Here is a 25,135-nt window from a genome sequence, read left to right on the forward strand (position 1 = left end):
GTGGCAAAGCAAAGAGTTAACGAGATAGAATTTACCAACCTTTACGACATTGATATGGAGCGAGCTATACTAAGCTCCATTTTGCAAAACAACGATATTTTAGGTGAAATTTTTGACATTGTTAAGGCAAAGGATTTTTATCTAAAAGGGCATTCGCAAATATACGATGCAATGGTAGCTTGCCTAAATAGCGATGATCCTATAACTATGCCATTTTTAAAAAATAGACTTGGCGAAAAATACGACGAAGAGCTAATACTAGATATTTTGGGCACAAATTCCCTAATAGACATTCAAAAATACGCAAACGAACTAAGAGAAAAATCCATAAAACGAAGTCTTGTAAAAATCGCTCACAACATACCAAGCAAAGTAAATGAAGATAAGCCAAGCCGCGATATGGTCGATGATCTTAGCCAGGAATTTTACTCTTTGATAGAAGGTGGAAGCACTGGAGTTATAAAAGAAGGCAAAGAGATCATCATGAAAATGATGGATCATATTAATGCTCAAGCTTTACTTGGCGAGAAAGATATCGTTGGGCTTGATACTGGATTTAAGAAGCTAAATGAAATGATAAAGGGCTTTAAAAATGGAGACCTCATCATCGTCGCAGCTCGTCCAGGCATGGGAAAAACGACACTTTGTTTAAATTTTATGAGTCAGGTTTTAAAAAATAATGCCGGAGTTGTTTTCTTCTCGCTTGAAATGCCAGCTGAGCAAATAATGATGAGAATGCTAGCAAGCAAGACCTCTATCCCGCTTCAAGACATAATGACTGCAAAGATGGATGATGAAGCGTTGGCTAGATTTAGCGATGCTTGCGAAGAGTTTGCTGCTAGCAAGCTTTTTGTACATGATAGCGGCTATGTAAACATCCATCAAGTAAGAACACAAATGCGAAAACTAAAGGCTATGCATCCTGAAATTTCACTTTGCGTGATTGACTACATCGGTCTTATGATGAGTACAAATAACTACGCTGATCGTCACGTCCAAATAGCTGAAATTTCTCGTGGATTAAAGCTTTTGGCACGTGAGCTAGATATGCCAATCATCGCTCTTTCTCAGCTAAACAGAAGCCTTGAATCTCGCGCAAATAAACGCCCTATGCTAAGCGATCTAAGAGAGTCAGGCGCAATCGAGCAAGATGCTGACATTATTCTTTTTGTTTATAGAGATGAGTTTTATCTAGAACAAGAAGAAAAAGAGAAAGAAAAACGCGCAAGTGCCGAGGGCAAAGAGTATAAAAGTAATCATGTCTTTAATAAGCTTCAAGAAAAGGCTGAGATCATAGTTGGCAAAAACAGAAATGGTGAAACTGGCTCAGTTGATGTGCTCTTTCAAAAGCAACACTCAAGATTTGAAGATATGTCTGCAATGCCTGTATCTGATGTTTCATTTGAAGGCTGATGCGTTTTAAAGCTTTAAAAAATAGAGAAATTTTTACTATATTTTGCCTGTTTTGCCTTTGCGTTTTTTCTATAAATTTGGCTATTAGCTATCATAAATATCAAATTTTTATGGACAAAGGCGAACAAGAGCTAACAGCAACCGTGATTTCTAGCTATGAAAAGCTTGGAGATGACGGCAAGAAAAGGCAAATTTTAAAGCTTAAAACTGATGAGTTTACATTTTATACGCTTGGAGCTAAAACAGATGACTTTAAAGCTGGAGATAATATATTTCTAAGCGTCATAAATTTAGACGTTAGTTTTAAAGACTATCTTGCTTCCTCCTTTTACATGCCTAGCTTTTCACGCGAAAAACTGCCACAAAAAGCCACGCTAAATATCAATCAAAAATTACAATCACTAATCTACGCCCAGCATGAAAATAGTAAAATTTCACAGCTCTACTCGGCTCTATTTTTAGGCACAAGTATTGACGGCAAGCTAAGAGATGATGTCTCGCACCTTGGTATAGCGCATCTTATAGCCATAAGTGGCTATCATTTAGGTTTTATAAGTGCGGTTATATTTTTTGTATTTAGGCCGCTTTTAAAATTTTTATATGCGAGATTTTTACCTTTTAGAAACTACAACTTTGATCTAGCCATTGTCGTTTTTATAGTCTTGTCATTTTACTTTTTTATAATAGGCTTTATACCAAGCTTTTTGCGAGCATTTTTAATGAGCATTTTAGGATTTTATTGCACGTTAAAAGGCGTCAAAATTTTAAACTTCAAGACACTTTTTATAGTGGCACTTGTTAGTATATCGCTCTTTCCACAGCTACTTTTTAGCATAGGTTTTTACTTTTCACTCATGGGCGTTTTTTACATATTTTTATATTTTAAACACCTAAAAGATAAATTTTCACCCTTCGTCCATCTTATACTTTTAAATTTATATGTTTGCTTTGCAATGGAAATTTGCGTGCTTTATTTCTTTCCGCTCATTAGCTTACAGCAGCTTAGCGTCCTTGCTATCAACTACATCTTTAGCGTTTTTTATCCATTAAGTGCTGCACTTCATATCGCTTCGTATGGCGACATTTTTGATGGCTTGCTAAATAATGTTTTAAATTTTAGACTAAGCTCGACTAAAATTTTTGTGCCAGCTATTATTTTTATCTTTTATAATATCGCTTCACTTCTAGCTATAAAATTTAGATCCATATTCTACATTTTACCGCTGCTTGGGCTTTTGTGCTTTGCTATTGCTAGCTATAAAATTTACGCCTAAGCGATCTTCATACCATAAAATTTCATTATCTTGTTGTGAATTATCAAAGATATATACATTATAACAGCGCCTAAAATTAGCCTAGTTAAGTCTGTATCCTTTTGCCAAAAGACTAAATTTACGATGATGGCAGCTGGAATGAGAGCATTATTCATGATGGCAAGCACACCGCTATCAACCTCGCAAGCACCTTTGTTCCACATAAAATACCCTAGCCCACTAGCGACCACTCCAAGCCAGAGAAGCACTAAAATTTGCGTTGAAGTAAGTGAAAATTTGGCTGGGTTGCCAAGAGTAAGAAGCGCAACGACAGCTACAAAAAATGCACCAAAGTGAAAGTAGCCAAAGACATTTTTTTGATCCACGTCAAATTTTTCTAAAAGTGCCTTATATGCGCTCTGCCCTGCTCCAAAGCAGATATTTGCCGCTTGCACTAGCAAAAAGCCCTTTAATACACCATCGTTTATAGCACCGTATTTTATAACCAAAGCTCCAAAAACCGCAACGCCAACGCTAAATAGATAAAGTGGTCTAAATTTAAAGCTAAATGCGTCATAGATGAGCGTCACATAAAACGGCGTAAAAATGGTAAAAAGTGCGACTTCTGGCACACTTAGATACAAAAATGAATTGTAATAAAATAGATACATAAGTCCTATTTGCACCGCTCCGATCGCCATGATGCCAAATGCTAGTTTTGGGCTGATGCCACGAAATTTTGTAAATGGCAAAAAGACTAAGCTCGCAAGCGCAACCCGAATAAAAACAGCCAAATAACTATCAACCTTGCCAGCTAAAAACTCACCTATCAAACTAAAGCTAAACGCCCATAAAATGGTTACAAAGATCAGTTTATTCAATTATCACCTCGTTTATTTTTCTTGCACATTCGAAAAAGTACTCAAGTTTATTTAGCTCAAGTAGATCGCCATCAAGTATGAAATTTGCCCTATCACTAAAATTTTTCTCACTCACAAACAAAAATTCTTCATATTTTATCTCGCCATCAAGATAGCCATTTAGCAGATCAATAAAATCACTATCAAGCTTATCTTGCTTCAAATCTTGCAAATTTAACTTTGCACTTAAGCCTTTGATCGTGCTTTCTAGCTCTTTTAGGCGAGTGATTATCCTATTTTCCTCATCGCTTAGATCAAGTGCCGCCTTTTGCTCTTCAATGCGTTTAACTTGACTTTGCTTGCTAAGACTTAAGCTATCAGGTAGCTTCCACTCAAACTCCACTCTAGGCTTGTTCGCATCAGCGTAAGCGCCTATCATCTGCGAAGTCGTCCTCTCACCTTTTTTAAAGCTGTTATTATTCACACTTTGCGTATCTTTTAAGTAAATTTTTGGAGCAAATTTGCTCTTTTGCTTCTCATTTTCTTGCTCTTTTATAAATTTTTCTTGCTCCATTGCCCCAAGTTTTGCGCTTATATCATCTTTACTAAAATCAGGCATCATTATCTTTGAGCCAGCGTTAAAGCCGATCTCGCCGTTTGAGAGCAAATTTATCCTTGAGTTTAGCTCGGCTAGCTTAAGCCCAAGCTCGTCAAGCTCAGCTCTTTTTTTACTAAGAGTGAAATTTATCGCATCAAACTCAGCTTTATTTATCTCGCCATACTCAAACCAAAACTCATTTTCAGCCGCAGCCTTAGCAAAGCTATCGACAAATTTTGTCTCTAAATTTATAAGTGAATTTAGGGCAACGGCATTAAAATAGACCTTTGCGATCTGAAAAGCAGTGAGGTTCATCAGCTCTTCATCTTTGTAGATTTTCTCCACACCTTTGTGATCTAAAATTTTATCAGCAGCCTCGCTCGCACCGCCATCAAAGATAAGATACTCAACCTTTGCCGTGATCGAGCCTGCCTTTGTCATATATCCGCCCTTTATCTCATCAGGTACAAAGGTATATCTGCCATCAAGGGATAAATTTAGCTTTTTACTCTTATTTTTATTTATATATTCATTTTTATTAAATTCTTTTAAACTCTCAAGCCTTGCACTTTGCGCTAGAGCGATGATCTCTAGTAAATTTCCAGCCCAAAGAGGCAAAGCAAAGAGCAAAACTGTTAAAATTTTCTTCAAATTCTCTCCCTTTCATAAAATTTTCTTATAAATTTATCAAGATTATAAACCCATGCAAAGAGCACTGGCACGACAAGTAGGCTTAGCAAGGTCGAGCTAATGAGCCCAAAGATGATACTTATAGCCATAGGTGAGTTTGCCTCAAAGCCAGCACCCCTGCTAAGGGCAAGTGGCAACATGGCAAATATCATCGCAAAAGTTGTCATCAAAACGGCTCTTAGTCGCTTTTTTGCAGCCATTTTCACAGCTTCGTTCGCCTCCATGCCGCTATTTGCAAAGTGGTTTGCAAAATCAACCACCAAAATGGCGTTTTTACCGACCATGCCAAAGAGCAAGATGACGCCAACCATGACAAATAGACTAAATGGATTGCCGCTTATAAAAAGGCCAATCACGACGCCACAAAAGGCAAGCGGCATGGCTAACATAATGAGAAATGGCAGCAAAAAGCTCTCATAAAGTGCAGCTAGCACCATGTAAATAAGCACCGCACTAGCGCTTACTGTAAAGATAAAAGAGGCATTCGTATCGTCCATCAGCTCGACAAATCCAAGAAATTTATACTTGAAATTTGCTGGCAAAATTTCATCAAGCTTCTTTGAAATTTCATTTGCCACGCTATTTAGCGGAGCGTTATTTTTGGTATTTGCTAGAAATTTTATCTCATCAGCTCTATTAAATCTCGAAATACTAGCTGGCTTTTGCTCAAAACTAATCGTCGCTACGTCACCAAGTGTCACGAAAAAGCCCTCTTTGCTTCTTATCTTGGTCTTTAAAATATCATTTGTATCGCTTCTAAATTTATCATCAAGGCGCATATAAAGCTCATACTCTTTGCCATTTTCGTTTTCAAAAACAGAGACCTCGTTTTGGCCAAATGCGCTATAAACGGCGCTTGCAACGCTGGCTTTGTCTAAATTTAGCCTTTTTGCCTTATCTTCATCTATAGAAATTTGCACACGCTTTAGCAGATCTTCTTCGGGCGAATTTACGTCCGTTGCGTCATTTATCTCTTTTAGCATCTTGCTGATCTTTGGCACAAATTTCTCTAGATCTTTGCCATTTTCAGATGTGATAGTAAGCTTAACTGGTTGCACATCGCCACCTTCAACCACCGGAAGATCAGCCACGATGACGCTCATATCATCACTTTTTAGCTTGTCACGAAACCTCTGCATGATAGCGTTTTGCCGCTCGTGATTAGCTCTATCTTTTAGCTCCTTTAGCCTAACGTAAGCCTTTACAAGATAAGGCTGCTTGGCGTCTGTGTAGCCAAGGATGAAGTAGGCGTAAGCTACTTGCTTGTCTGAATTTACAAGCGCGATCTTATCTTTTAGCTTTTGCTTGCTAGCCTCCAGACTAAGGGCAGGATCAAGCTTAAAGTAGATATTAAACTCCGAGTTATCTTCGCTTGGCATGAAGTCACCGCCTACAAATTTAGCCAGCCCAAACGAGCAAACAACGACCACAATCGTTATGGCTAAAAATATGAGCTTAAATTTAAGCGCTAAGGCTAAAATTTTCTCATAGCCATTTTCAAGCGCCTCAAAAAAGGGCTCACTTTTTTGAAAAAAGCTGCTTTCTTTGGCATTTACAAACCTAGCACTTAGTGTTGGCACAAGAAAGATGCTCACAAAAAATGAGATGACGATGCCAGCTGCCACGCTCATGGCAAATGAGTTAAAGTACTTTCCAACGATGCCACTCATAAAGGCTATTGGCACAAAGACGCAAAGCAGCACGAGCGAGATCGCAAAGACGCTAAATGCTATCTCTTTTATGCCTGCAAAGCTTGCTTTTAGGGCATTTGGCTCATCTTTTAGCTTACTAGCGATATTTTCGGTGACAACTATCGCGTCGTCGATGAAAATTCCGATGCCAAGTGTGAGCGCTATGAGACTTAGGCGGTTTATGTCGTAGCCTAGGGCATTTATGATGAAAAATGTCGCTACTATGCTAGTTGGTATCGCTACGACTGAGATGATGGTGATCGAGAAATTTCTTAAAAAAAGATAGACGATCACGATGGTCAGCAAGACGCCAAGGATCATATCAAAGGCGGTTTGATCGATGTGCTTTTGTATCACTTCGCTCTTATCATAAGCTACTTTTACGTTGTATTCGTTACCAAGCAGGCTTTTAAACTGATCTAGCTTTGACTTAGCTAGAGCGATCATGGTTAGAGCGTTTGCGTCTGGAGCTAGCTCAAGGCCAAGCAAGACGCCATTTTTTTTATCCATTATCGCTGCTTCGTTTGCGTCTTTGTAAGCGAGATCAACACTTGCGATATCTTTTAAAAAGACCCCTTGTTTGATCGTTAAATTTCTTATCTCATCTATGCTTTTGGCGCTAAAATTTGACTTGATCGCCATTTGGATTTTTTCATTTTCTATCTTGCCAAGCGGTGCTTTTAAATTTTCAACCTTTATCAAATTTGCCACTTCGTTTGCGCTAAGGGCATTTTTATCAAGCTTAAATCTATCTAGTAAAATCTTCACCGCTGGCTCTAAAAAGCCATTTGTCTTAACCTTTGAAACGCCGCTAATGCGTTCTAAAAATGGCTTTGCCACGTCATCTATCTCTTGCATAAGCTTAGTTTCGTTGCCATCAAGCCTTGTGATAAAGAGGCTAAAGACAGATGAAGAGAGCCCATTTAGCTTTTCTATCTCGTAGTTTGCGTTTAGGCGTGCCTTTTGCATTTTATCGCGGACGTCATTTGTGGCGCTCTCTAGGTCTTTGTTTAGCTCAAATTCGATGCTAACTACACTTAGATTATCAAAGCTTGTTGAGTAAATTTTCTTGATACCTTCAATGCTTGAAATTTCATCTTCGATCTTTTGTGTGATCTTAGTTTTTATATAGTTCATATCGCCGTTTGCGTAGGTCGTGATCTTTACTATCGGGATATTTACCTGCGGATATAAATTTACATTCATCGTCTTTAGCGAGTAAATACCAAAGACAACGAGGCTTAAAAATATCATAAGCGTAGTTATAGGGCGATTTATGGCTGTTTTTATCATTTTCTTTTACTAACTAGCACTCTGCCTTGACCAAACATGCCTGGCTTTAGTCCGCTGTCATAAGCCTGGGCGTAAAATTTCCTGGTCTCTCTTTTAATCTCTGGATAGATGAGTGCGATTTTTACCTCTTTTTCATCGTTTGTTGCGTCAAGTTTAAATTTAAACATGTCGCCAACTTTTACTAAATTTGCATATTTTTCATCGATCGCTATTAAAATTTTAGCCTCTTCGGAGTTTAAGACAAAGGCTGGCTGAAGCGGCGAAACACCCTCTCCAAGCTCAATGTTTTTACTAGCGATAACACCATCAAATGGAGCTTTTAAAACAGCTTTTTTAAGGCGATCTTGCGCACTTAAAATAGCAATTTGTGCACTTTGAACCCGAAGTATCGCTTCGTCAAATTTAAACTTTACTTCGTCAAATTCTTGCTTTGAAGTGACATCCTTTACTTGAGTAAATTTGTTTAAAGTATTTTTTGCAAATTCACTAGCATTTTTTGCTAGTTCAAGATCATTTTTTGCCTTTTTAAGAGCGATTTCTAGGCTACTTTGATCAAGGCTAGCTAAAGTGTCGCCCTTTTTAACGTGGCTTGATACATCTACAAAAATTTTATCCACCTTGCCGCTGCTCTCAAATGCAAGCTTTGAGCTTTGCTTGGCATAGACTTCAAAATCAGCAAAAATCTCTTCACTAGCAAATGAAAAAATGCCAAATATCATTAAAATTATCAGCTTTTTCAATCTCTAATCCTCTCTAAAATCGGCTCGCCATTCTCAAAAAAGAACTCCGCTTTTTTGATCTCAAACTCATCTTTTACACTCTCAAAAAGGCTAATGGCATCAAATTTTTGAGAAAGCGCCTCAAGCAGATCGCTATATCCCAAAAGCCCAGAGTTATACTTCTCATAGCTAGCTTTTAATGCCAAATCGCTTGCTCTTACATATTCGTTTAGTGAAGCAATTTTTGAAGTAAGCACCACGATTTCACTTTGCAAATTTTTAAGCCTTGTCTCGTTTTCACGCTTTTTATACTCCAAATTTAGCCTTGCCTCATCAAGAGCGATCTTTTGGGTCTGACTCATCTTGCTAGTGGCAAAAAAATCAAAAATTTTCCATTTAAAAGCGATACCAAATTTATTACCATGAGTATCTTCTTTTAGATATTTATCCACGTATGAGCGGTAAGAACTAAGCCTGCCTAGGTCGATGTCGTAATTATTTTTATAAAATCCATATGTGTCATAAAGCAAAATTTGAGGCAAAAAACCAGCCTTTGCCTCACTAAGCTTGGCCTCGCCTAAAAATATATCTTGGCTTAGTCTATCAAGCTCGGCATTTTTTGAAGCTAAATTTGAGCTAATATCAGCCATCTTTGCTCCGGCTACTGGCAAAATTTTCTCACCAGTTAGCAAATTTATCTCATTTAAGATTTGCTCCATTTTGTTTTTGTATTCAAGCTGCGTGCTATTAGCTAAGTAATATTTAGCCCTTACATTCTCAAGCTCATCTTTTGCGGCAAGGCCTGCTTTGTTTGCCTTTTCAAGCTTATCTAAAACGCCTTTTAAAAAATTTGCCTGAGCCTGCTTGGCCGCGATTATATTTTCAAGCGCTAGAGCATTAAAGTATAAATTTACAGCCTTAAGTGCAAGATAGTTTTTGGCTTCATCGCTTGCGATCACGGCTTTGTTTTTTAAAAGCTGGCTCATCTTTAGCTTAGCCTCTCTAGCCCCGCCATCATATAGTAAAAAATCAATTCTAGCCAGCACGCCGGCTGACTCTTTGGCAACTATGCTTGGAAAAGTGCTTGCATTTTTGCCATATGAGCCCTCTAAGCTAAGGCTTGGCATATATGAGCTTAATGTAGCTTCATCGTTTAAATTTGCTCTTTTTAGCTCAAGCTCTTTGATCTTTGAAATTTCATTTTGCGTTGCTTTGTTTGCGATCACACTTAAATTTGAACCAAGCAAAAATACCGGCAAAAAAATGAATAAAAATTTTTTCATTAGTGAAAGCTTTTTACAAGATTTCCTATTAGCAAATTCCAGCCATCAACAAGCACAAATATAAGCAGTTTAAATGGTAGTGAGATCATTACAGGAGGAAGCATCATCATACCCATGGCCATCAGCACTGAGCTTACGACCATGTCGATGACAAGAAATGGCAAATAGAGCAAAAACGCTATCTCAAAAGATGTCTTTAGCTCACTTATCATGAAAGCTGACATTGCAATACTTAGCGGTATCTCTTCGATATTGGCTGGATTTTGCAAATTTCTAATCCTAAAGAAAAGCGCAAGGTCTTTTTCTCTTGTGTTTTTTACCATAAATTCTTTAAAAGGCTTTAAGCTCTTATCAAGCATCTCTTCATAGCCTATTTGCTCAGCTATATAAGGCTTTATGCCATCATTATAGCTCTTTTGTCCAACTGGCTCCATGATAAAAAATGTAAGAACCATCGCAAGCGAGATGAGCACTGTTGAAGGAGGCACTTGTTGCGTGCCCATCGCTTGGCGTAAAAAAGAAAATACGATAACAAGCCTTAAAAAACTTGTCATCATAAAAATGAGCGAAGGAGCAAGTGCAAGTGCGGTGAGGATTAGTAAAACATTTAAAGAATTTACAAGCTGCTCGGCATTTGTTGGAGAATTTAGACTTAAATTTATAGTTGGTAGCGTAGGATCAGCTCCAAAAACCGTGCAAAGTAAAACCGCTAAAGCAAGCAGTGCTTTCACGACTAATTCCTCATATCAAGGATACTTTTCTTAGTAGCCTCTTTATTTTTTGGCTCAAGCGATATGAAGTGAATTTCTACTCTATTGTTCTTAGCTCTGCCATCTTCTGTGCTGTTACTAGCGATCGGATCAAACGAAGCTTTGCCAGAAGCTATTATTCTATTTTGTGGCACGCCATCGTTGATTAGCTCTTCAACCACGCTTAAAGCCCTTGCAGTTGAGAGCTGCCAGTTATTTTTATAAGCTGAGTCTTTGCTTGGTTCTATATTATCTGTATGGCCGATAATATCGGCTTTTACATCATTAGGCATTTTCGCCACAATCATGCCTATTCGTTTTAAAAATAGCTTCGCATCTTCACCAGAAATTTCAGCACTATCTTTCTCAAAAAGCATAGCTGCTGGAAGCCTTACGATAAAGCCATCTTCACTCTCTTCCATCGTAATTTCAGGTGCCCCGCTAGCAGCTAGTAATTCATTTATCTTTTTAACATTCATATTTAGCTCACTTTGTGAGCCCTTTTGCTTACTTATCTTTTTTGCACGAGTATTTTCTGGATCCGTCTCTTTTTCTATCTGATTTTCAGGCCTAGCACCACCTTCAAGCACACTTAAAGCACCAGCTAGTGAGCCAACAGCGGCCTCCATCTTTTTAGCATCCATTGTCGCCATAGAAAGTAATAAAACGAAAAAACAAAGCAAAAGCGACATAAGATCGCCAAAAGTAGCTAGCCACTCAGGCATACATTTTGGACACTCTTCTGGTTTTATTAACTTACCCATTATTCAAACTGACTTTTTCTATCTTTTGGTGGTAAAAATGCTAATAGTTTAGCTTCAAGCGTTCTTGGATTATCGCCTGCTTGTATCGACATAATACCCTCAAGTACAACTTGTTTTTCAAGTGCTTCATCAGCATCGCGAATAGAGAGGATGTTTGCCACAGGTGCACCTATGATGTTACCTATCATCGCGCCATAAAGCGTCGTAAGCAAGGCAACCGCCATTGATGGGCCAATCGCACTAGGATCTGACATGTTAAGAAGCATCGCAACAAGACCAATGAGCGTTCCTATCATACCCATAGCACCCGCAAAACCGCCAACTTGCTCAAAAATTTTAATATTATTTGAATGTCTTGTACTAGTTTGATCGATATCGATCTCTAAAAGCGCTCTTATCGCATCTGGCTCATTGCCATCGACCGCCATTGAGAGGCCTCTTTTTAAAAACTGATTTGTCTCATTATTTACTTCGCTTTCGAGCGATAAGATACCATCACGTCTAGCTTTAGTTGAATAATCAACTATTTTTTTTATAGTCTCAGGTAAATTTACTACGACTGATGGCTTAACAGCAATGCCATAAAATTTACCAATTCCTTTAAGCGTCTCCATCTTGAAGCCAACCATCATAACGCCGATAGTACCACCAAAAACGATCATCACAGAAGGGATATCGATGTATGGTCCTATACCAACGCCTATCGCCATTGATCCAAACAAAAGCACCAGGGTCAAAACCCAGCCGACGACGGTTCCTAAATCCATTTAAGCTCACTTTATTTATAAATTCTTAAGAATTGCTATTTTATTAGCTTTTTGTTGAAACAATCGTTAAATTAAAAAAAATGTTTGGCATTTTTTGCTACAATCTGCGAAATTTTTAACGTTAAAAGGCTTAAAAATGAACAATACTTCAATCATAATCCTAGCTGCTGGTCTTGGTACCAGGATGAAATCAAAACGTCCAAAAGTTCTATTTGAACTTTGCGGTGAGCCGATGATCATTCACATCTTAAAGCAAGCTTATGCGATAACAAATGACGTTAGTGTCGTGCTTCACTACGAAAAAGAGTTAATTAGCAAAAAGATAAAAGAAATTTTTCCTCAAACTAAAATTTTTGAGCAAGATCTAGCAAATTTCCCAGGCACTGCTGGAGCGATAAAAAGCGTAAATTTAAGCGGCGAAAAGGTGCTTGTGACTTGTGGCGACATGCCTCTTGTAAAATCAACCGATCTAATGCGTCTAGCAAATGCCGAAGCTGACGTGGTTATGAGCTCATTTGAAGCAGTAAATCCTTTTGGCTACGGCAGAGTCATCATAAAAAACGGCAAAGTTGAAGGCATCGTCGAGCAAAAAGATGCAAGCGAAGCGCAACTTGCGATAAAAAGCGTAAATGCTGGTTGCTACTGCTTTAAACGCGAGGCGCTAGAGCAAATTCTACCACTCATAAGCAACCAAAACGCACAAAAAGAGTACTACCTAACTGACGCCATAAAAATAGCAAATGAAAAGGGCTTAAAGTGCGTCGCAGTAAATGTTAATGAGCAAAATTTCATGGGCATAAATGATAAATTTCAGCTTAGCATTGCAGAAAAGATCATGCAAGATGAGATCAAGCAAAATTTGATGAAAGCTGGCGTCTTGATGCGCATGCCTGAGAGCATTTTCATAGACAGCAGAGCCAAATTTGAAGGCGAGTGCGTACTCGAAGAAAACGTAAGTATCCTTGGCGAGTGCGTCATCACAGAGAGCATCATCAAAAGCTCATCGGTGATAGAAAGCAGCGTCATCAAAAACTCAGACATCGGTCCGCTAGCTCACATCAGACCAAATTCTGAAATTTCTGACACGCATATAGGAAATTTCGTCGAGGTTAAAAAAGGCGTTCTTAGCGGCGTAAAAGCTGGACACTTAAGCTATCTTGGTGACTGTGAGATAGAAAGTGGCACAAACATCGGTTGTGGCACGATCACATGCAACTACGACGGTAAGGCAAAATACAAAACCAAGATCGGCAAAAACGTCTTTGTTGGCTCAGATACGCAACTAGTCGCCCCTGTAAATATCGCTGACAACGTCATCATCGCAGCTGGTAGCACCATCACAAAAGACGTTGAGAGCGGCGCTCTAGCTATCAGCAGAGGTCGCCAAGAGAACAAAAGCGGCTTTTTTGAGAAATTCTTTGGCAAAGACGATGTTAAAAAATAAGAAAATTTTACTAGCCGTTTGCGGCAGTATCGCCTTTTACAAGGCATTCGAAATTTTATCGCTGCTTAAAAAACAAGGCGCTGATGTTTATGTGGCTTTAAGTGACGGAGCGCTTGAATTTTGTAGTGTAAGCGGCTTTGAAGCGTTAAGCGAGCATAAAATTTTAAGCTCACAAACGCAAAACTGGCAAGACGGCGTAAATCACATAGCCTACTCTAAAATGGATCTAGTCCTAATCGCACCTGCCTCGGTAAATACGATAAATAAGCTAACAGCTGGCATCTGCGATAATGTCTTTATGCAAACGCTAATCGCCGCCTCACACGTGCCTTTGGTTGTAGCCCTTGCTGCAAATAATAATATGATCGAGCACTTCGCGACGCAAAATTCGCTTGAAATTTTAAAGAAAAACGACGCCTTAATAGTTGAGCCGGTTTTAAAAACTCTAGCTTGCGGAGATATTGGCAAGGGCGGTCTTGCAAGCCCTGAAGTGATAGTTGAAGCGGCAATAAAAAAGCTTAGCAAGCCTCTTTTTGTAGGCAAAAAAGTAGTGATCACTGGTGGCGCAACGACAGAAAAGATAGATGACGTTAGAGCTATTACAAATTTCTCAAGCGGTAAGATGGCGATGGCGATTGCAAGGGCTTTTTACTACGCTGGTGCTGATGTTACGCTACTTGCTAGCTTTGAAACCGCAAACGAGCCATTTGAGATTTTAAAATTTAGCTCAAGCAGCGAACTTTTAGAGCTTTGCAAGAGCGAGTGCGAGAGCGCGAATTTACTTGTGATGTGTGCTGCAGTAAGCGATTTTATGCCGACAAAAATTGATGGCAAGATAAAAAAAGAGGACGTCGGCGAAATTTTAAGCTTAAGTCTAAAGAGAAATGTCGATATTTTGCAAAGCTTAAAAGAATTTAAATGCAAAAAGATCGGCTTTAAGCTTGAAATCTCAAGCGAGAGCGCACACAAAAACGCTAGAGCAATGCTAGAGCAAAAGGGGCTTGACGCAGTTTGCCTAAATATCTTGGGTGAGAAAAATGGCTTTGCAAGCGAGCAAAATGAGGTAAATTTCATCACGAAAAATAGTGAAACTTTGCTGCCGCTTGCCACAAAAGACGAGATCGCAAGACATATCGTGGAGCTAGCGGCAAATTTATGATAGAGAAAATTTCTCGCATTCAAAAAATAGCAAAAAATGCAAATTCTCCGTTAGTAGCTATAAATTCGTCACTTCCACTTAGTATCTTGGTAAGCCAAAAGATCGGTTTTAACAGATACATTTTAAATTTTGCAAATAGAAATTTAAACACAAAAAGCGCAAAAGAGCTAAACGTAGGCTCGAGATACTGGGGCGAGGTGCAAAGCCAGGGCGAAAATATCGTCATAAAAAATTTATACGAAAAGCCAAGAATTTTAGACGAAGATGTCTTGGCTGATGGGCTAAATCTTATCGAAAATTTGATAGAAAATGAGAATTTATCGTGGCTTTATGACCATTTATTTAAAAGCTTAAGTGAAGCTAAGACAAAAGACGAGATGAAAGTGCTAGCGAAAATGCTCTTTGCTTTGCAAGAAAATGTCTTGCATATACCATTTATTTATAATGGCATAAACGGCGTTTTTCAGCTAAAAAAAGAGGAGAGTAATATGAAAATTTTTTTAATATTTTCAAATTTTGCTCCACTTATTTTTAAATTTAAAGACGAAGTTTTATACGAGATCACGACTCCATTTAATAATGTAGCTAGCTTGTTAAAAAGTGAATTTAGCGCCAACATAACAGTGCAAAATGTGAGTGCTCTTTGGAGCAAAAAAGAACAAATTATTGATATAAAAGGCTAAAGATTGAATGAATTAAACCACCTTGCTATTATCATGGATGGAAATGGACGCTGGGCTAAAAAACGTGGATTTTTACGGACAAATGGGCACGAAGCTGGAGCAAATGTAGTAAGCGATATGTGCGAATTTTGTATCGATAATGGAGTGAAAATTTTAAGCCTTTACGCGTTTAGTACTGAAAACTGGAAAAGGCCGCAAAAAGAGGTCGAGTTTTTGATGAATTTGCTTAAGAAATTTCTCATTTTAAAGCGTGATGATTTTATAAAAAATGGGATCAAATTTAACACAATCGGCGACATTTCACCATTTAGCGACGAGCTAAAAAACGAGATAGAAATCACCAAAAATGCAACAAGAGAGAATAAAAATTTATTATTAAATTTAGCTATAAACTACGGCTCAAAAGATGAGATCATAAGAGCTGTGCGAAAACTAAATTTAAAAGGCTGTGAGATAAGTGAAGCAAGTCTAAATGCAGCACTTGATGAGAGTGAGCCGGTGGATCTTCTCATTAGAACTGGTGGCGAGAGTAGGCTCTCAAATTTTATGCTTTGGCAAGCAAGCTACGCAGAGCTATTTTTTACGCCCACACTTTGGCCTGACTTTAGCAAGGATGAGCTTGCAAATATCGTTAGCAAATTTAAAAACATAGAGCGAAGATTTGGCGGAGTTTAGCGAGATAATGGATAATTTAGTCATCTTTTTTGCCGTTTTTGCTTTTGTTTTGGGTATTTGCGTGGGCTCATTTTCAAATGTACTGATATATCGCTTGCCACGGAATGAAAATATAAATTTTCCAGCTTCTCACTGCCCAAACTGCTCTCACAAGCTAAATTTTTATCACAATGTTCCAATTTTTTCGTGGATATTTTTAGGTGGCAAATGTGCCTTTTGCAAGCAAAAAATAAGCCTCATCTATCCAGCAATCGAGTTAGTTTCTGGGGTACTTTTTTTAATCTGTTTTTTTAAAGAATGTAGCGAAATTTTAAGTGTAGAAACATTGCTTTACGCGCTATTTTTAGGGCCTTGCTTTGTTATGTTGCTAGCTCTTAGCGTCATAGATATAAGATATAAAGCTGTGCCAGATCCGCTTCTTTTTGCGGCGCTATTTTTCGCTTTTATCTACGCTTTGATGCTTTTTATATTTAAAGGAAATTTTGCCCAAATTTTAAATTTATTCCTTTTTGCACTTATCTTTTGGGCGCTTAGATTTGTCGTAAGCCTTGCCATAAAAAGAGAAGCGATGGGTAGCGCAGATATCTTTATAGCAGCGATCATCGGAGCTATCTTGCCAGTCAAACTGGCTCTAGTGGCGATCTATCTTGCAGCACTTTTTACACTTCCAGTCTATGCGGTCGTTCAAAAAAAGGGCTACGAGCTAGCCTTTGTGCCATTTTTAAGTCTTGGCTTACTTATTACATACGCTTTTAAAGAGCAAATTTTAGAAATTTTAAGGTTTATTTATGAGTAGAGTGAACAGATATCTTTTGTTTAACTTCATAGGGACTTTTGCGTCGCTATTTAGTACGCTTTTTTTGATCATGTCGATCGTATTTTTCATCCAGATCGCGCGCATCACTTCTTACATTGAGATCAGCTTTGGCGAGCTTTTTAAACTCTACTCATTTATGCTTCCACGCGTACTACTTTTTGTTGTGCCTATCGCATTTTTTGTATCACTTGCGATGACTCTTTTTAGATTATCAAAAGAGAATGAAAGTATCGTTATTTTTACGCTTGGTGGCTCACCAAATAAGATTGCTAAATTTTTCTTAATATTTTCAGCATTTTTAAGCACCGCTCTACTTGTAATCGCTACCATAATGATACCAATAGCCGCACAGCTAAATGCAAATTTTATTGATTATAAAAAGACTGTTGCAAAGCTAAATTTAAAGCCAACTCAGTTTGGACAAAAATTCTCTGACTGGATGGTCTATGTGGGTAGTGAAATGCAAGATAACAACGGCACTACTTATAAAGATATCGTGATGTTTAATCCTTACATTAAAGACTCCCAACGCTTAATCACTGCAAAAAATGCAAAGATCACTAATACAAATCAAAGCATCGAACTCTCTTTATTAGATGGAAAAATGTATGACATAAAAGATGAAATTTATCACCAAAGTAACTTCAAATCTATGAAGATAAGGACTGCCCAAAGTGAAGAGATAAGCAATATAGGCAGTATAAAAGAGTACTGGACGGAGGCAAATAGTAGCGAAAAAAGAAGAAAAGATATTAGTACGTATGTACTTGTTGCACTATTTCCACTTGCCAGTACACTTTTTGCTATAAGCTTTGGCATCGTTACTTATAGATATGAAAAGGGCATGGTTTATGTTGGGACATTTGGCGTTTTATTTGGGTATTTTACGCTCATAATGCTATTTTCATCAAAGCCAGCTTTTGCGATTCCACTCATATTTTTCGTCTTTTTATTGGCAGGAATTTTACTTTTTAAAGCCAAGATCATGCGAAGATACTAATGAAAATCCAACTAATTTATAGCTACGATGGCTCCAAATTTCAAGGCTCGCAAACTCAACCGCATGAAAATGGCGTAGAAGATGAGCTTTCGCGTGCCCTAGCTCACGTCGGAATATTTGAAAAAATAGTCTCTAGCTCACGTACAGACAAAAACGTCCATGCGATCAATCAAAGCTCAAGCGTAATTTGTGGCGATCATTTTAAAAATTTAGAGCATCTAAAAGAGCTAATCAACCGCCATGCTCATCCAAATATTCATATAAAACGTATAAATTTAGTTGATGAAAATTTTCAAGCAAGATTTGACGCCGTAGCAAGGTCTTATAGATACATTATAGATCACGGAAAATTTGATGTTTTTGGCTCAAACTATAAAGTCTTTTTGCCAAAATTTGATATCAAAAAAGCAAATGAAATTTTATCTAATTTTGTTGGTGAGCATGATTTTAGCTCCTATATGAAAACAGGAAGTGATACAAAAAGCCCAGTGCGAGAAATTTTTAAGGCATTTTGTTATGAATACAAAAACCAAACTATCATCGTTTTTAAAGCGAATGGCTTTTTGCGCGCTCAAGTACGGCTTATGGTTGCAAATCTACTTAAAGCTTTGAGTATCAAAAATGGTAGTGAGCTCATCAATGCTTCGCTTAATGGATGCTCTGCCCTAACTCGTATCCCAGCTCCAGCTGAAGGGCTTTATCTAAATAGAGTTTTTTATAAATTTAACTAGGTTTTTAGAATATTCAATAGTAAGCTTATTTAAAATATTAAATAGAAAATCTTATAAGTTAAGATTCTTAGCTAGTTTACACACTCTCCTACTTTCTTAACCACCCCCCTCCTAAAAGCACAAGAAGCTTTAGAGGATAGTTTAAGAAGCATTACTTTACAAGATCTATTAGATGAACTTATTAATTTGTAAACTTAAAAAGTAAGCAGATTAAGTTATAAGATTTAAAAAGTAGGCTGATATATAAAAAATCAATCTATTTTATTTATTAGGAACGCTATGCGCTCCTAACTATTTTTATGTATCTTTATGTAGGAATTTTTATAAATTTCTAGATTTTATTACTCTTTGCTTTTCTCTTTTTTAGCTTTACTCTTTTGTGCTTTATCTTTTAGCTTTTCTTTCTTATCTTTTATCTCTTTTATACTATCGTCTTTAACACTATCTTTTTTCTCTTTTACTTCATCACTCTTTTTACTTGCTTTTTCTTTTATCTCATCTTTTTTAGATTTTATTTTTGATTTTGTGTCATCTATCTTTGTAGTGCCTGATACTGATATATCTGATTTTAAATTTTCAAATGTCTTGTCGCCTATACCATTTACATTTTTTATGTCTTCTATTGAGTTAAATTTATTCGCTTTTCTATACTCTATTATTGCATCTGCCTTTGAAGATCCTATACCATCTAAACTCATTAACTCTTCTTTTGTGGCGGTGTTTAAATTTATGGCTGCTAGTAATGTAGAAGCTGCTGCTAATAGTGAGAATATAATCTTTTTCATTTTTGTCCTTTTTGGGTAAATTTGGGTTTGGAGTCTATCATATTTGGTGTTTTTAGTCAATACTCGCATAAAAGAGCATAAGCTAAAAGATATTTATAAACATAGAGATAAAAAGTCTGATTATTTAAAAAATAAATAAATATAAGATTTGATATTTTGTTATAAATTAAGAAATAATATTTTAAAAGATAATTGTTTAGACAAAGAAGATTAAAAATTAACAAAGCCCGCAACGACCTACTTTTCCAACATCCCAGTAAGGGAGAGTATCATCAGCCAGGACGAGCTTAGCTTCTTGGTTCGAGATGGAGCAAGGCGTTTCCTCGTCTGTATAGTCACGGGCAGTGTTAAATAAAAGATATATTAGATAAATCTCTTATTTAACACTACTTGATAAAGTTAAAAGTCATAAACAAAGTTTTGCAAAAACATATCTTATTAAGTTTTTATCCTTAACAAGGAAGTGATGCTTATAAAAAGATAAGCAGACGAGCTATTAGTACTGGTCAGCTAAAGGACTTTCATCCATTACACACCCAGCCTATCAAACACATAGTCTATATGAGCTCTTAAAAGAAGATTCATCTTGGAGTTGGCTTCCTGCTTAGATGCTTTCAGCAGTTATCACATCCCAACATAGCTACCGAGCGGTGCTCTTGGCAGAACAACTCGTACACCAGTGGTTGGTTCGACCCGGTCCTCTCGTACTAGGGTCAACTCTCCTCAATCTTCTTACGCCCACGGCAGATAGGGACCGAACTGTCTCACGACGTTCTGAACCCAGCTCGCGTACCGCTTTAAATGGCGAACAGCCATACCCTTGGGACCTGCTCCAGCCCCAGGATGCGATGAGCCGACATCGAGGTGCCAAACCTCCCCGTCGATGTGAGCTCTTGGGGGAGATCAGCCTGTTATCCCCGGGGTACCTTTTATCCTTTGAGCGATGGCCCTTCCACACAGAACCACCGGATCACTAAGACCGACTTTCGTCTCTGCTTGACGTGTATGTCTCGCAGTTAAGCTGGCTTATGCCTTTATACTCTACGAACGATTTCCAACCGTTCTGAGCCAACCTTTGTAAGCCTCCGTTACATTTTGGGAGGCGACCGCCCCAGTCAAACTACCCACCAGACATTGTCCTACTTGAGGATAACTCAAGCTAGTTAGCTATCAGAATAAAAAAGAGTGGTATCTCAACAATGGCTCACCATAAACTGGCGTCTATGGATCAAAGCCTCCCACCTATCCTGCACATTTTTATCCCAATAGCAGTGTCAAGCTGTAGTAAAGGTCCACGGGGTCTTTCCGTCTTGCCGCGGGTAGGAGGAATTTTCACCTCCACTACAATTTCACTGGATCCCTCTTCGAGACAGCTCCCATCTCGTTACGCCATTCATGCAGGTCGATATTTAATCGACAAGGAATTTCGCTACCTTAGGACCGTTATAGTTACGGCCGCCGTTTACTCGGGCTTCGATCAAACGCTTCGCAGAGCTAACGTCATCAATTAACCTTCGAGCACCGGGCAGGCGTCACACCCTATACATCCTCTTACGAGTTAGCAGAGTGCTGTGTTTTTGGTAAACAGTCGGGAGGGACTCTTTGTTGTAACCTTCAATGCTTACGGAGTAAATCCTTAACAAAGTTAGGCACACCTTATACCGAAGATACGGTGCTATTTTGCAGAGTTCCTTGAAGAGAGTTCTTCCACGCGCCTTAGAATACTCATCCCACCCACCTGTGTCGGTTTACGGTACGGGCAACTATAACTAAACTTAGAAACTTTTCTTGGCTCGACAGTATCGGCAATTCGCTATCCATTCCGAAGAACTTCAAACGCCTGTGGGGTCTCGGCTTAAAAAGATCCGGATTTGCCTGAATCTTAACCTACACCTTTCGACTAGCACTACCATCCGCTAGCTTGCTTAACTCTAAGCGTCCTTCCATCGCACATTATAGTTGGCATTGGAATATTAACCAATTTTCCATCGCATACCCCTTTCGGACTTTGCTTAGGACCCGGCTAACCCTACGATGACGAGCATCGCGTAGGAAACCTTGGGTTTACGGCGTTGGGGATTCTCACCCCAATTATCGCTACTCATGCCTGCATGCTCACTTGTATTCGCTCCAGCACTCCTTACCGGTATACCTTCAACGCAAATACAACGCTCTCCTACCACTTAGTAAAACTAAGTCTAAAGCTTCGGTACTCATTTTAGCCCCGTTATATTTTCCGCGCAGAATCACTAGACCAGTGAGCTATTACGCTTTCTTTAAAGGATGGCTGCTTCTAAGCCAACCTCCTGGTTGTTTAAGTAACTCCACATCGTTTTCCACTTAAATGAGATTTAGGGACCTTAGCTGTTAGTCTGGGTTGTTCCCCTCTCGACGACGGATTTTATCACTCGCCGCCTGACTGCCATGATTACACACTAGGTATTCGGAGTTTGATAGGGTTTGGTACATTGGTGTATGCCCTAGCCCATTCAGTGCTCTACCCCCTAGTGTTACTACATGACGCTATACCTAAATATATTTCGGAGAGAACCAGCTATCACGATGTTTGATTGGCCTTTCACCCCTATCCACAAGTCATCCCATAGCTTTTCAACGCTAGCGGGTTCGGTCCTCCACCGGCTCTTACACCGGTTTCAACCTGCTCATGGATAGATCACATCGTTTCGGGTCTGCAACGTCTGACTAAACGCCCTATTAAGACTCGCTTTCGCTACGGCTCCGGGTTTCCTTAACCTTGCCAGACATCACAACTCGCAGGCTCATTATGCAAAAGGCAGTCCATCACCCTGATAAATCATAGGGCTCTGAATGATTGTAAGCAAATGGTTTCAGGTTCTATTTCACTCTGATCACCTCAGTTCTTTTCACCTTTCCCTCACGGTACTTGTGCACTATCGGTCTAGTAGTAGTATTTAGGGTTGGATAGTGGTCTACCCAGCTTCAGACAGAATATCACGTGTTCCGCCCTACTCAGGATACTGCTAAGTAAAACAAAGCTTTCATATACGGGAGTATCACCCTCTATGCTTAATCTTTCCAAATTATTCTATTAGCTAAGTTTAGTCTATATTGCAGTCCTACAACCCCGTTAGTAAACTAACGGTTTGCCCTCTTACGCGTTCGCTCGCCGCTACTAGCGTAATCTCTTTTGATTTCTTTTCCTGAGGGTACTAAGATGTTTCAATTCCCCTCGTTCGCTCCATATTAGGTAGTTAAGCTCGCGCTTAACTGGGTTGCCCCATTCAGAAATTCCCGGATCAAAGCCCCTTGACGGCTCCCCGAGACTTATCGCAGCCTGGCACGTCTTTCATCGCCTCTACTAGCCAAGGCATCCACCACTTGCTCTTTGTAGCTTACCTTTTCTATATTAGATTATTCTAATTCGCATCACTTCCTTGTTAAAGATAACTTTATGTTACTAAATTTAAATCCCAGCTCTCAAGACGGAAAGCATTGACTACTATTTAGATAAGTTTTAAATCCTAAATAGATTGTGATGTCAAACTTTTGCATTAAATGCAAAGAGAATAGAAATTTAAATCTTTAACAAGTCCTGTAAAATTGTTTTTAAAACTTGCTTGTGACTATTAACAATATTAATTAAAAGAACATTTAGACAAAAGTCTAATTAGAAAGTTTAATTTTTAAGCTCTCTAATTAGACTTAATATAGTTAAACTATTTTATGGTGGAGAATAGCGGGATCGAACCGCTGACCTCCTGCGTGCAAAGCAGGCGCTCTCCCAGCTGAGCTAATTCCCCAATTAAATTCTCTGGTGGGCCTAACAAGACTTGAACTTGTGACCTCACCCTTATCAGGGGTGCACTCTAACCAGCTGAGCTATAGGCCCCTATAGGTCTATCAATCTTTCAAAACTAAACAAGGATGATTGAGAATATCTTTCTTATAGATATCTTGTGAGAGAATATCTATATGTACTCTAGAAAGGAGGTGATCCAACCGCAGGTTCTCCTACGGTTACCTTGTTACGACTTCACCCCAGTCGCTGATTCCACTGTGGACGGTAACTAATTTAGTATTCCGGCTTCGAGTGAAATCAACTCCCATGGTGTGACGGGCGGTGAGTACAAGACCCGGGAACGTATTCACCGTAGCATGGCTGATCTACGATTACTAGCGATTCCGGCTTCATGGAGTCGAGTTGCAGACTCCAATCCGAACTGGGACATATTTTATAGATTTGCTCCATCTCGCGATATTGCTTCTCATTGTATATGCCATTGTAGCACGTGTGTCGCCCCGGACATAAGGGCCATGATGACTTGACGTCGTCCACACCTTCCTCCTCCTTACGAAGGCAGTCTCATTAGAGTGCTCAGCCGAACTGTTAGCAACTAATGACGTGGGTTGCGCTCGTTGCGGGACTTAACCCAACATCTCACGACACGAGCTGACGACAGCCGTGCAGCACCTGTCTTAACATTTCTGCAAGCAGACACTCTTCTATCTCTAGATGATTTGTTAGATATCAAGTCCGGGTAAGGTTCTTCGCGTATCTTCGAATTAAACCACATGCTCCACCGCTTGTGCGGGTCCCCGTCTATTCCTTTGAGTTTTAATCTTGCGACCGTACTCCCCAGGCGGTATACTTAATCCGTTAGGTGCATTACTGCCAAGACTAGCTTAGCAACAACTAGTATACATCGTTTAGGGCGTGGACTACCAGGGTATCTAATCCTGTTTGCTCCCCACGCTTTCACGCATTAGCGTCAGTTGAGTTCCAGCAGATCGCCTTCGCAATGGGTATTCCTGGTGATCTCTACGGATTTTACCCCTACACCACCAATTCCATCTGCCTCTCCCTCACTCTAGATTACCAGTTTCCCAAGCAGTTCTATGGTTAAGCCATAGGATTTCACAAGAGACTTGATAATCCGCCTACGCGTCCTTTACGCCCAGTGATTCCGAGTAACGCTTGCACCCTCCGTATTACCGCGGCTGCTGGCACGGAGTTAGCCGGTGCTTATTCGTTAGGTACCGTCATTGTTCTTCCCTAACAAAAGGAGTTTACGCTCCGAAAAGTGTCATCCTCCACGCGGCGTTGCTGCTTCAGGGTTTCCCCCATTGAGCAATATTCCCTACTGCTGCCTCCCGTAGGAGTCTGGACCGTGTCTCAGTTCCAGTGTGACTGATCATCCTCTCAGACCAGTTATGCGTCATAGCCTTGGTGAGCCATTACCTCACCAACTAGCTGATACAATATAGCCTCATCCTACACCGAAAAACTTTCCCTATCTAACTTATGTAAGACAGGAGTATAGAGTATTAGCAGCCGTTTCCAACTGTTGTCCTCTAGTGTAGGGCAGATTAGCTATACATTACTCACCCGTGCGCCACTAACTCATAAGAGCAAGCTCTTACTTGTCCGTTCGACTTGCATGTATTAGGCACGCCGCCAGCGTTCACTCTGAGCCAGGATCAAACTCTCCATATTAATTACCTAGCAAAATTTATTTGATAGGATTTTATTATGAAGTTTTTAATCAAAAAAACTTTTAGTTTTATTTATTAGTTTGTCTAATCTATTATAATTATAAAATAATAGACTGGCTCAATCGATCACTTGTTTAGATTTCAAAGATTGACTAATAGTTTAACAATTGTAAATTAAAAGAACAACGATAAAAAGAAAAGGCTTTATTAACCAATGAAGTTAAAGGTGGTTTCTCGTTTCGTGAGCTGGAATTATATACGAGTAATACTTAAAGATAGTTGAAAT

General features: G+C 39.0%; 18 protein-coding genes, 2 tRNA genes and 3 rRNA genes. 9 read left to right on the forward strand and 14 right to left on the reverse strand.

The annotated features are described in order from the left end of the window. Together CVT17_RS05795 and CVT17_RS05800 are read left to right on the forward strand one after the other, a co-directional pair. Window positions 1-1,413, forward strand: a complete 1,413-nt coding sequence (locus tag CVT17_RS05795) for a replicative DNA helicase (RefSeq protein WP_072594392.1) — start codon at window positions 1-3, stop codon at window positions 1,411-1,413. Then, on the forward strand, window positions 1,413-2,687 hold the full coding sequence (locus CVT17_RS05800; RefSeq protein WP_107859045.1) for a ComEC/Rec2 family competence protein: 1,275 nt from the start codon (window positions 1,413-1,415) through the stop codon (window positions 2,685-2,687). Before CVT17_RS05795 ends, CVT17_RS05800 begins: the two co-directional genes overlap by 1 nt. Here CVT17_RS05800 and CVT17_RS05805 read toward each other — a convergent pair. From CVT17_RS05805 to CVT17_RS05840, 8 genes are read right to left on the reverse strand one after another with little or no spacing between them, the layout of a single operon-like run. Next, complete coding sequence (locus CVT17_RS05805) at window positions 2,684-3,547, reverse strand: EamA family transporter (protein WP_087586594.1); 864 nt, start codon at window positions 3,545-3,547, stop codon at window positions 2,684-2,686. The two genes, CVT17_RS05800 and CVT17_RS05805, sit on opposite strands and share 4 nt — an antisense overlap. Next, window positions 3,540-4,775 carry a TolC family protein gene (locus CVT17_RS05810; RefSeq protein WP_107770217.1) on the reverse strand — a complete coding sequence of 412 codons (1,236 nt, stop codon included), beginning with the start codon at window positions 4,773-4,775 and terminating at the stop codon, window positions 3,540-3,542. Before CVT17_RS05810 ends, CVT17_RS05805 begins: the two co-directional genes overlap by 8 nt. After that, window positions 4,772-7,798 (reverse strand): efflux RND transporter permease subunit, encoded by a 3,027-nt coding sequence (locus tag CVT17_RS05815; RefSeq protein ID WP_107770216.1) that lies wholly within the window; start codon window positions 7,796-7,798, stop codon window positions 4,772-4,774. The genes CVT17_RS05810 and CVT17_RS05815 overlap by 4 nt, the downstream gene beginning before the upstream one ends. Next, window positions 7,795-8,538, reverse strand: a complete 744-nt coding sequence (locus CVT17_RS05820) for an efflux RND transporter periplasmic adaptor subunit (RefSeq protein WP_107770215.1) — start codon at window positions 8,536-8,538, stop codon at window positions 7,795-7,797. The genes CVT17_RS05815 and CVT17_RS05820 overlap by 4 nt, the downstream gene beginning before the upstream one ends. Beyond that, a complete protein-coding gene (locus tag CVT17_RS05825; RefSeq protein ID WP_107770214.1) occupies window positions 8,535-9,800 on the reverse strand; it encodes a TolC family protein in 1,266 nt (421 codons plus the stop codon). The genes CVT17_RS05820 and CVT17_RS05825 overlap by 4 nt, the downstream gene beginning before the upstream one ends. Next, on the reverse strand, window positions 9,800-10,531 hold the full coding sequence (gene fliP, locus CVT17_RS05830; RefSeq protein WP_107859044.1) for a flagellar type III secretion system pore protein FliP: 732 nt from the start codon (window positions 10,529-10,531) through the stop codon (window positions 9,800-9,802). Before fliP ends, CVT17_RS05825 begins: the two co-directional genes overlap by 1 nt. A 2-nt stretch (window positions 10,532-10,533) precedes the next feature. Continuing rightward, complete coding sequence (locus tag CVT17_RS05835; protein ID WP_107859043.1) at window positions 10,534-11,313, reverse strand: flagellar motor protein MotB; 780 nt, start codon at window positions 11,311-11,313, stop codon at window positions 10,534-10,536. Further along, window positions 11,313-12,080 (reverse strand): motility protein A, encoded by a 768-nt coding sequence (locus CVT17_RS05840; protein WP_021091276.1) that lies wholly within the window; start codon window positions 12,078-12,080, stop codon window positions 11,313-11,315. The genes CVT17_RS05835 and CVT17_RS05840 overlap by 1 nt, the downstream gene beginning before the upstream one ends. A 136-nt stretch (window positions 12,081-12,216) precedes the next feature. Here CVT17_RS05840 and glmU point away from each other — a divergent pair, with 136 nt between their 5' ends. Genes glmU through truA form a run of 7 tightly spaced genes read left to right on the forward strand, consistent with a single transcriptional unit; the run spans window position 12,217 to window position 18,589 of the window. Continuing rightward, window positions 12,217-13,524, forward strand: a complete 1,308-nt coding sequence (gene glmU / locus CVT17_RS05845) for a bifunctional UDP-N-acetylglucosamine diphosphorylase/glucosamine-1-phosphate N-acetyltransferase GlmU (RefSeq protein WP_107859042.1) — start codon at window positions 12,217-12,219, stop codon at window positions 13,522-13,524. Then, window positions 13,511-14,683 (forward strand): bifunctional phosphopantothenoylcysteine decarboxylase/phosphopantothenate--cysteine ligase CoaBC, encoded by a 1,173-nt coding sequence (gene coaBC, locus CVT17_RS05850; RefSeq protein WP_107859041.1) that lies wholly within the window; start codon window positions 13,511-13,513, stop codon window positions 14,681-14,683. Before glmU ends, coaBC begins: the two co-directional genes overlap by 14 nt. Further along, complete coding sequence (locus CVT17_RS05855; protein ID WP_107859040.1) at window positions 14,680-15,366, forward strand: hypothetical protein; 687 nt, start codon at window positions 14,680-14,682, stop codon at window positions 15,364-15,366. The genes coaBC and CVT17_RS05855 overlap by 4 nt, the downstream gene beginning before the upstream one ends. A 3-nt stretch (window positions 15,367-15,369) precedes the next feature. Beyond that, complete coding sequence (gene uppS / locus CVT17_RS05860) at window positions 15,370-16,041, forward strand: polyprenyl diphosphate synthase (RefSeq protein WP_107859039.1); 672 nt, start codon at window positions 15,370-15,372, stop codon at window positions 16,039-16,041. Window positions 16,042-16,048: 7 nt separating this feature from the next. Further along, a complete protein-coding gene (locus CVT17_RS05865) occupies window positions 16,049-16,837 on the forward strand; it encodes a prepilin peptidase (RefSeq protein ID WP_107859046.1) in 789 nt (262 codons plus the stop codon). Beyond that, window positions 16,830-17,858 (forward strand): LptF/LptG family permease, encoded by a 1,029-nt coding sequence (locus CVT17_RS05870; protein WP_107859038.1) that lies wholly within the window; start codon window positions 16,830-16,832, stop codon window positions 17,856-17,858. Before CVT17_RS05865 ends, CVT17_RS05870 begins: the two co-directional genes overlap by 8 nt. Next, window positions 17,858-18,589, forward strand: coding sequence for a tRNA pseudouridine(38-40) synthase TruA (gene truA / locus CVT17_RS05875; protein WP_107770209.1), 732 nt, complete (start codon window positions 17,858-17,860; stop codon window positions 18,587-18,589). Before CVT17_RS05870 ends, truA begins: the two co-directional genes overlap by 1 nt. A gap of 341 nt (window positions 18,590-18,930) precedes the next feature. Here truA and CVT17_RS09585 read toward each other — a convergent pair whose 3' ends face one another. The 6 genes from CVT17_RS09585 to CVT17_RS05905 form a co-directional block, all read right to left on the reverse strand. Then, complete coding sequence (locus CVT17_RS09585) at window positions 18,931-19,374, reverse strand: ComEA family DNA-binding protein (RefSeq protein WP_107770208.1); 444 nt, start codon at window positions 19,372-19,374, stop codon at window positions 18,931-18,933. Between the two features lie 224 nt (window positions 19,375-19,598). Continuing rightward, window positions 19,599-19,717 (reverse strand): 5S ribosomal RNA (gene rrf / locus CVT17_RS05885). A 133-nt stretch (window positions 19,718-19,850) separates the two neighbouring features. Beyond that, window positions 19,851-22,754 (reverse strand): 23S ribosomal RNA (locus CVT17_RS05890). 326 nt (window positions 22,755-23,080) lie between these two features. Beyond that, a tRNA-Ala gene (locus CVT17_RS05895) sits at window positions 23,081-23,156 on the reverse strand. Window positions 23,157-23,168: 12 nt separating this feature from the next. Beyond that, window positions 23,169-23,245, reverse strand: a tRNA-Ile gene (locus CVT17_RS05900). 94 nt (window positions 23,246-23,339) lie between these two features. Continuing rightward, a 16S ribosomal RNA gene (locus CVT17_RS05905) occupies window positions 23,340-24,850 on the reverse strand. Together the 16S, 23S and 5S rRNA genes with 2 tRNA genes alongside form the textbook arrangement of a ribosomal RNA operon. Window positions 24,851-25,135: the final 285 nt, after the last annotated feature.

It is taken from the genome of Campylobacter concisus (genome assembly GCF_003048775.2).
In the GTDB taxonomy this organism is placed as follows: Bacteria; Campylobacterota; Campylobacteria; order Campylobacterales; family Campylobacteraceae; genus Campylobacter_A; species Campylobacter_A concisus_I.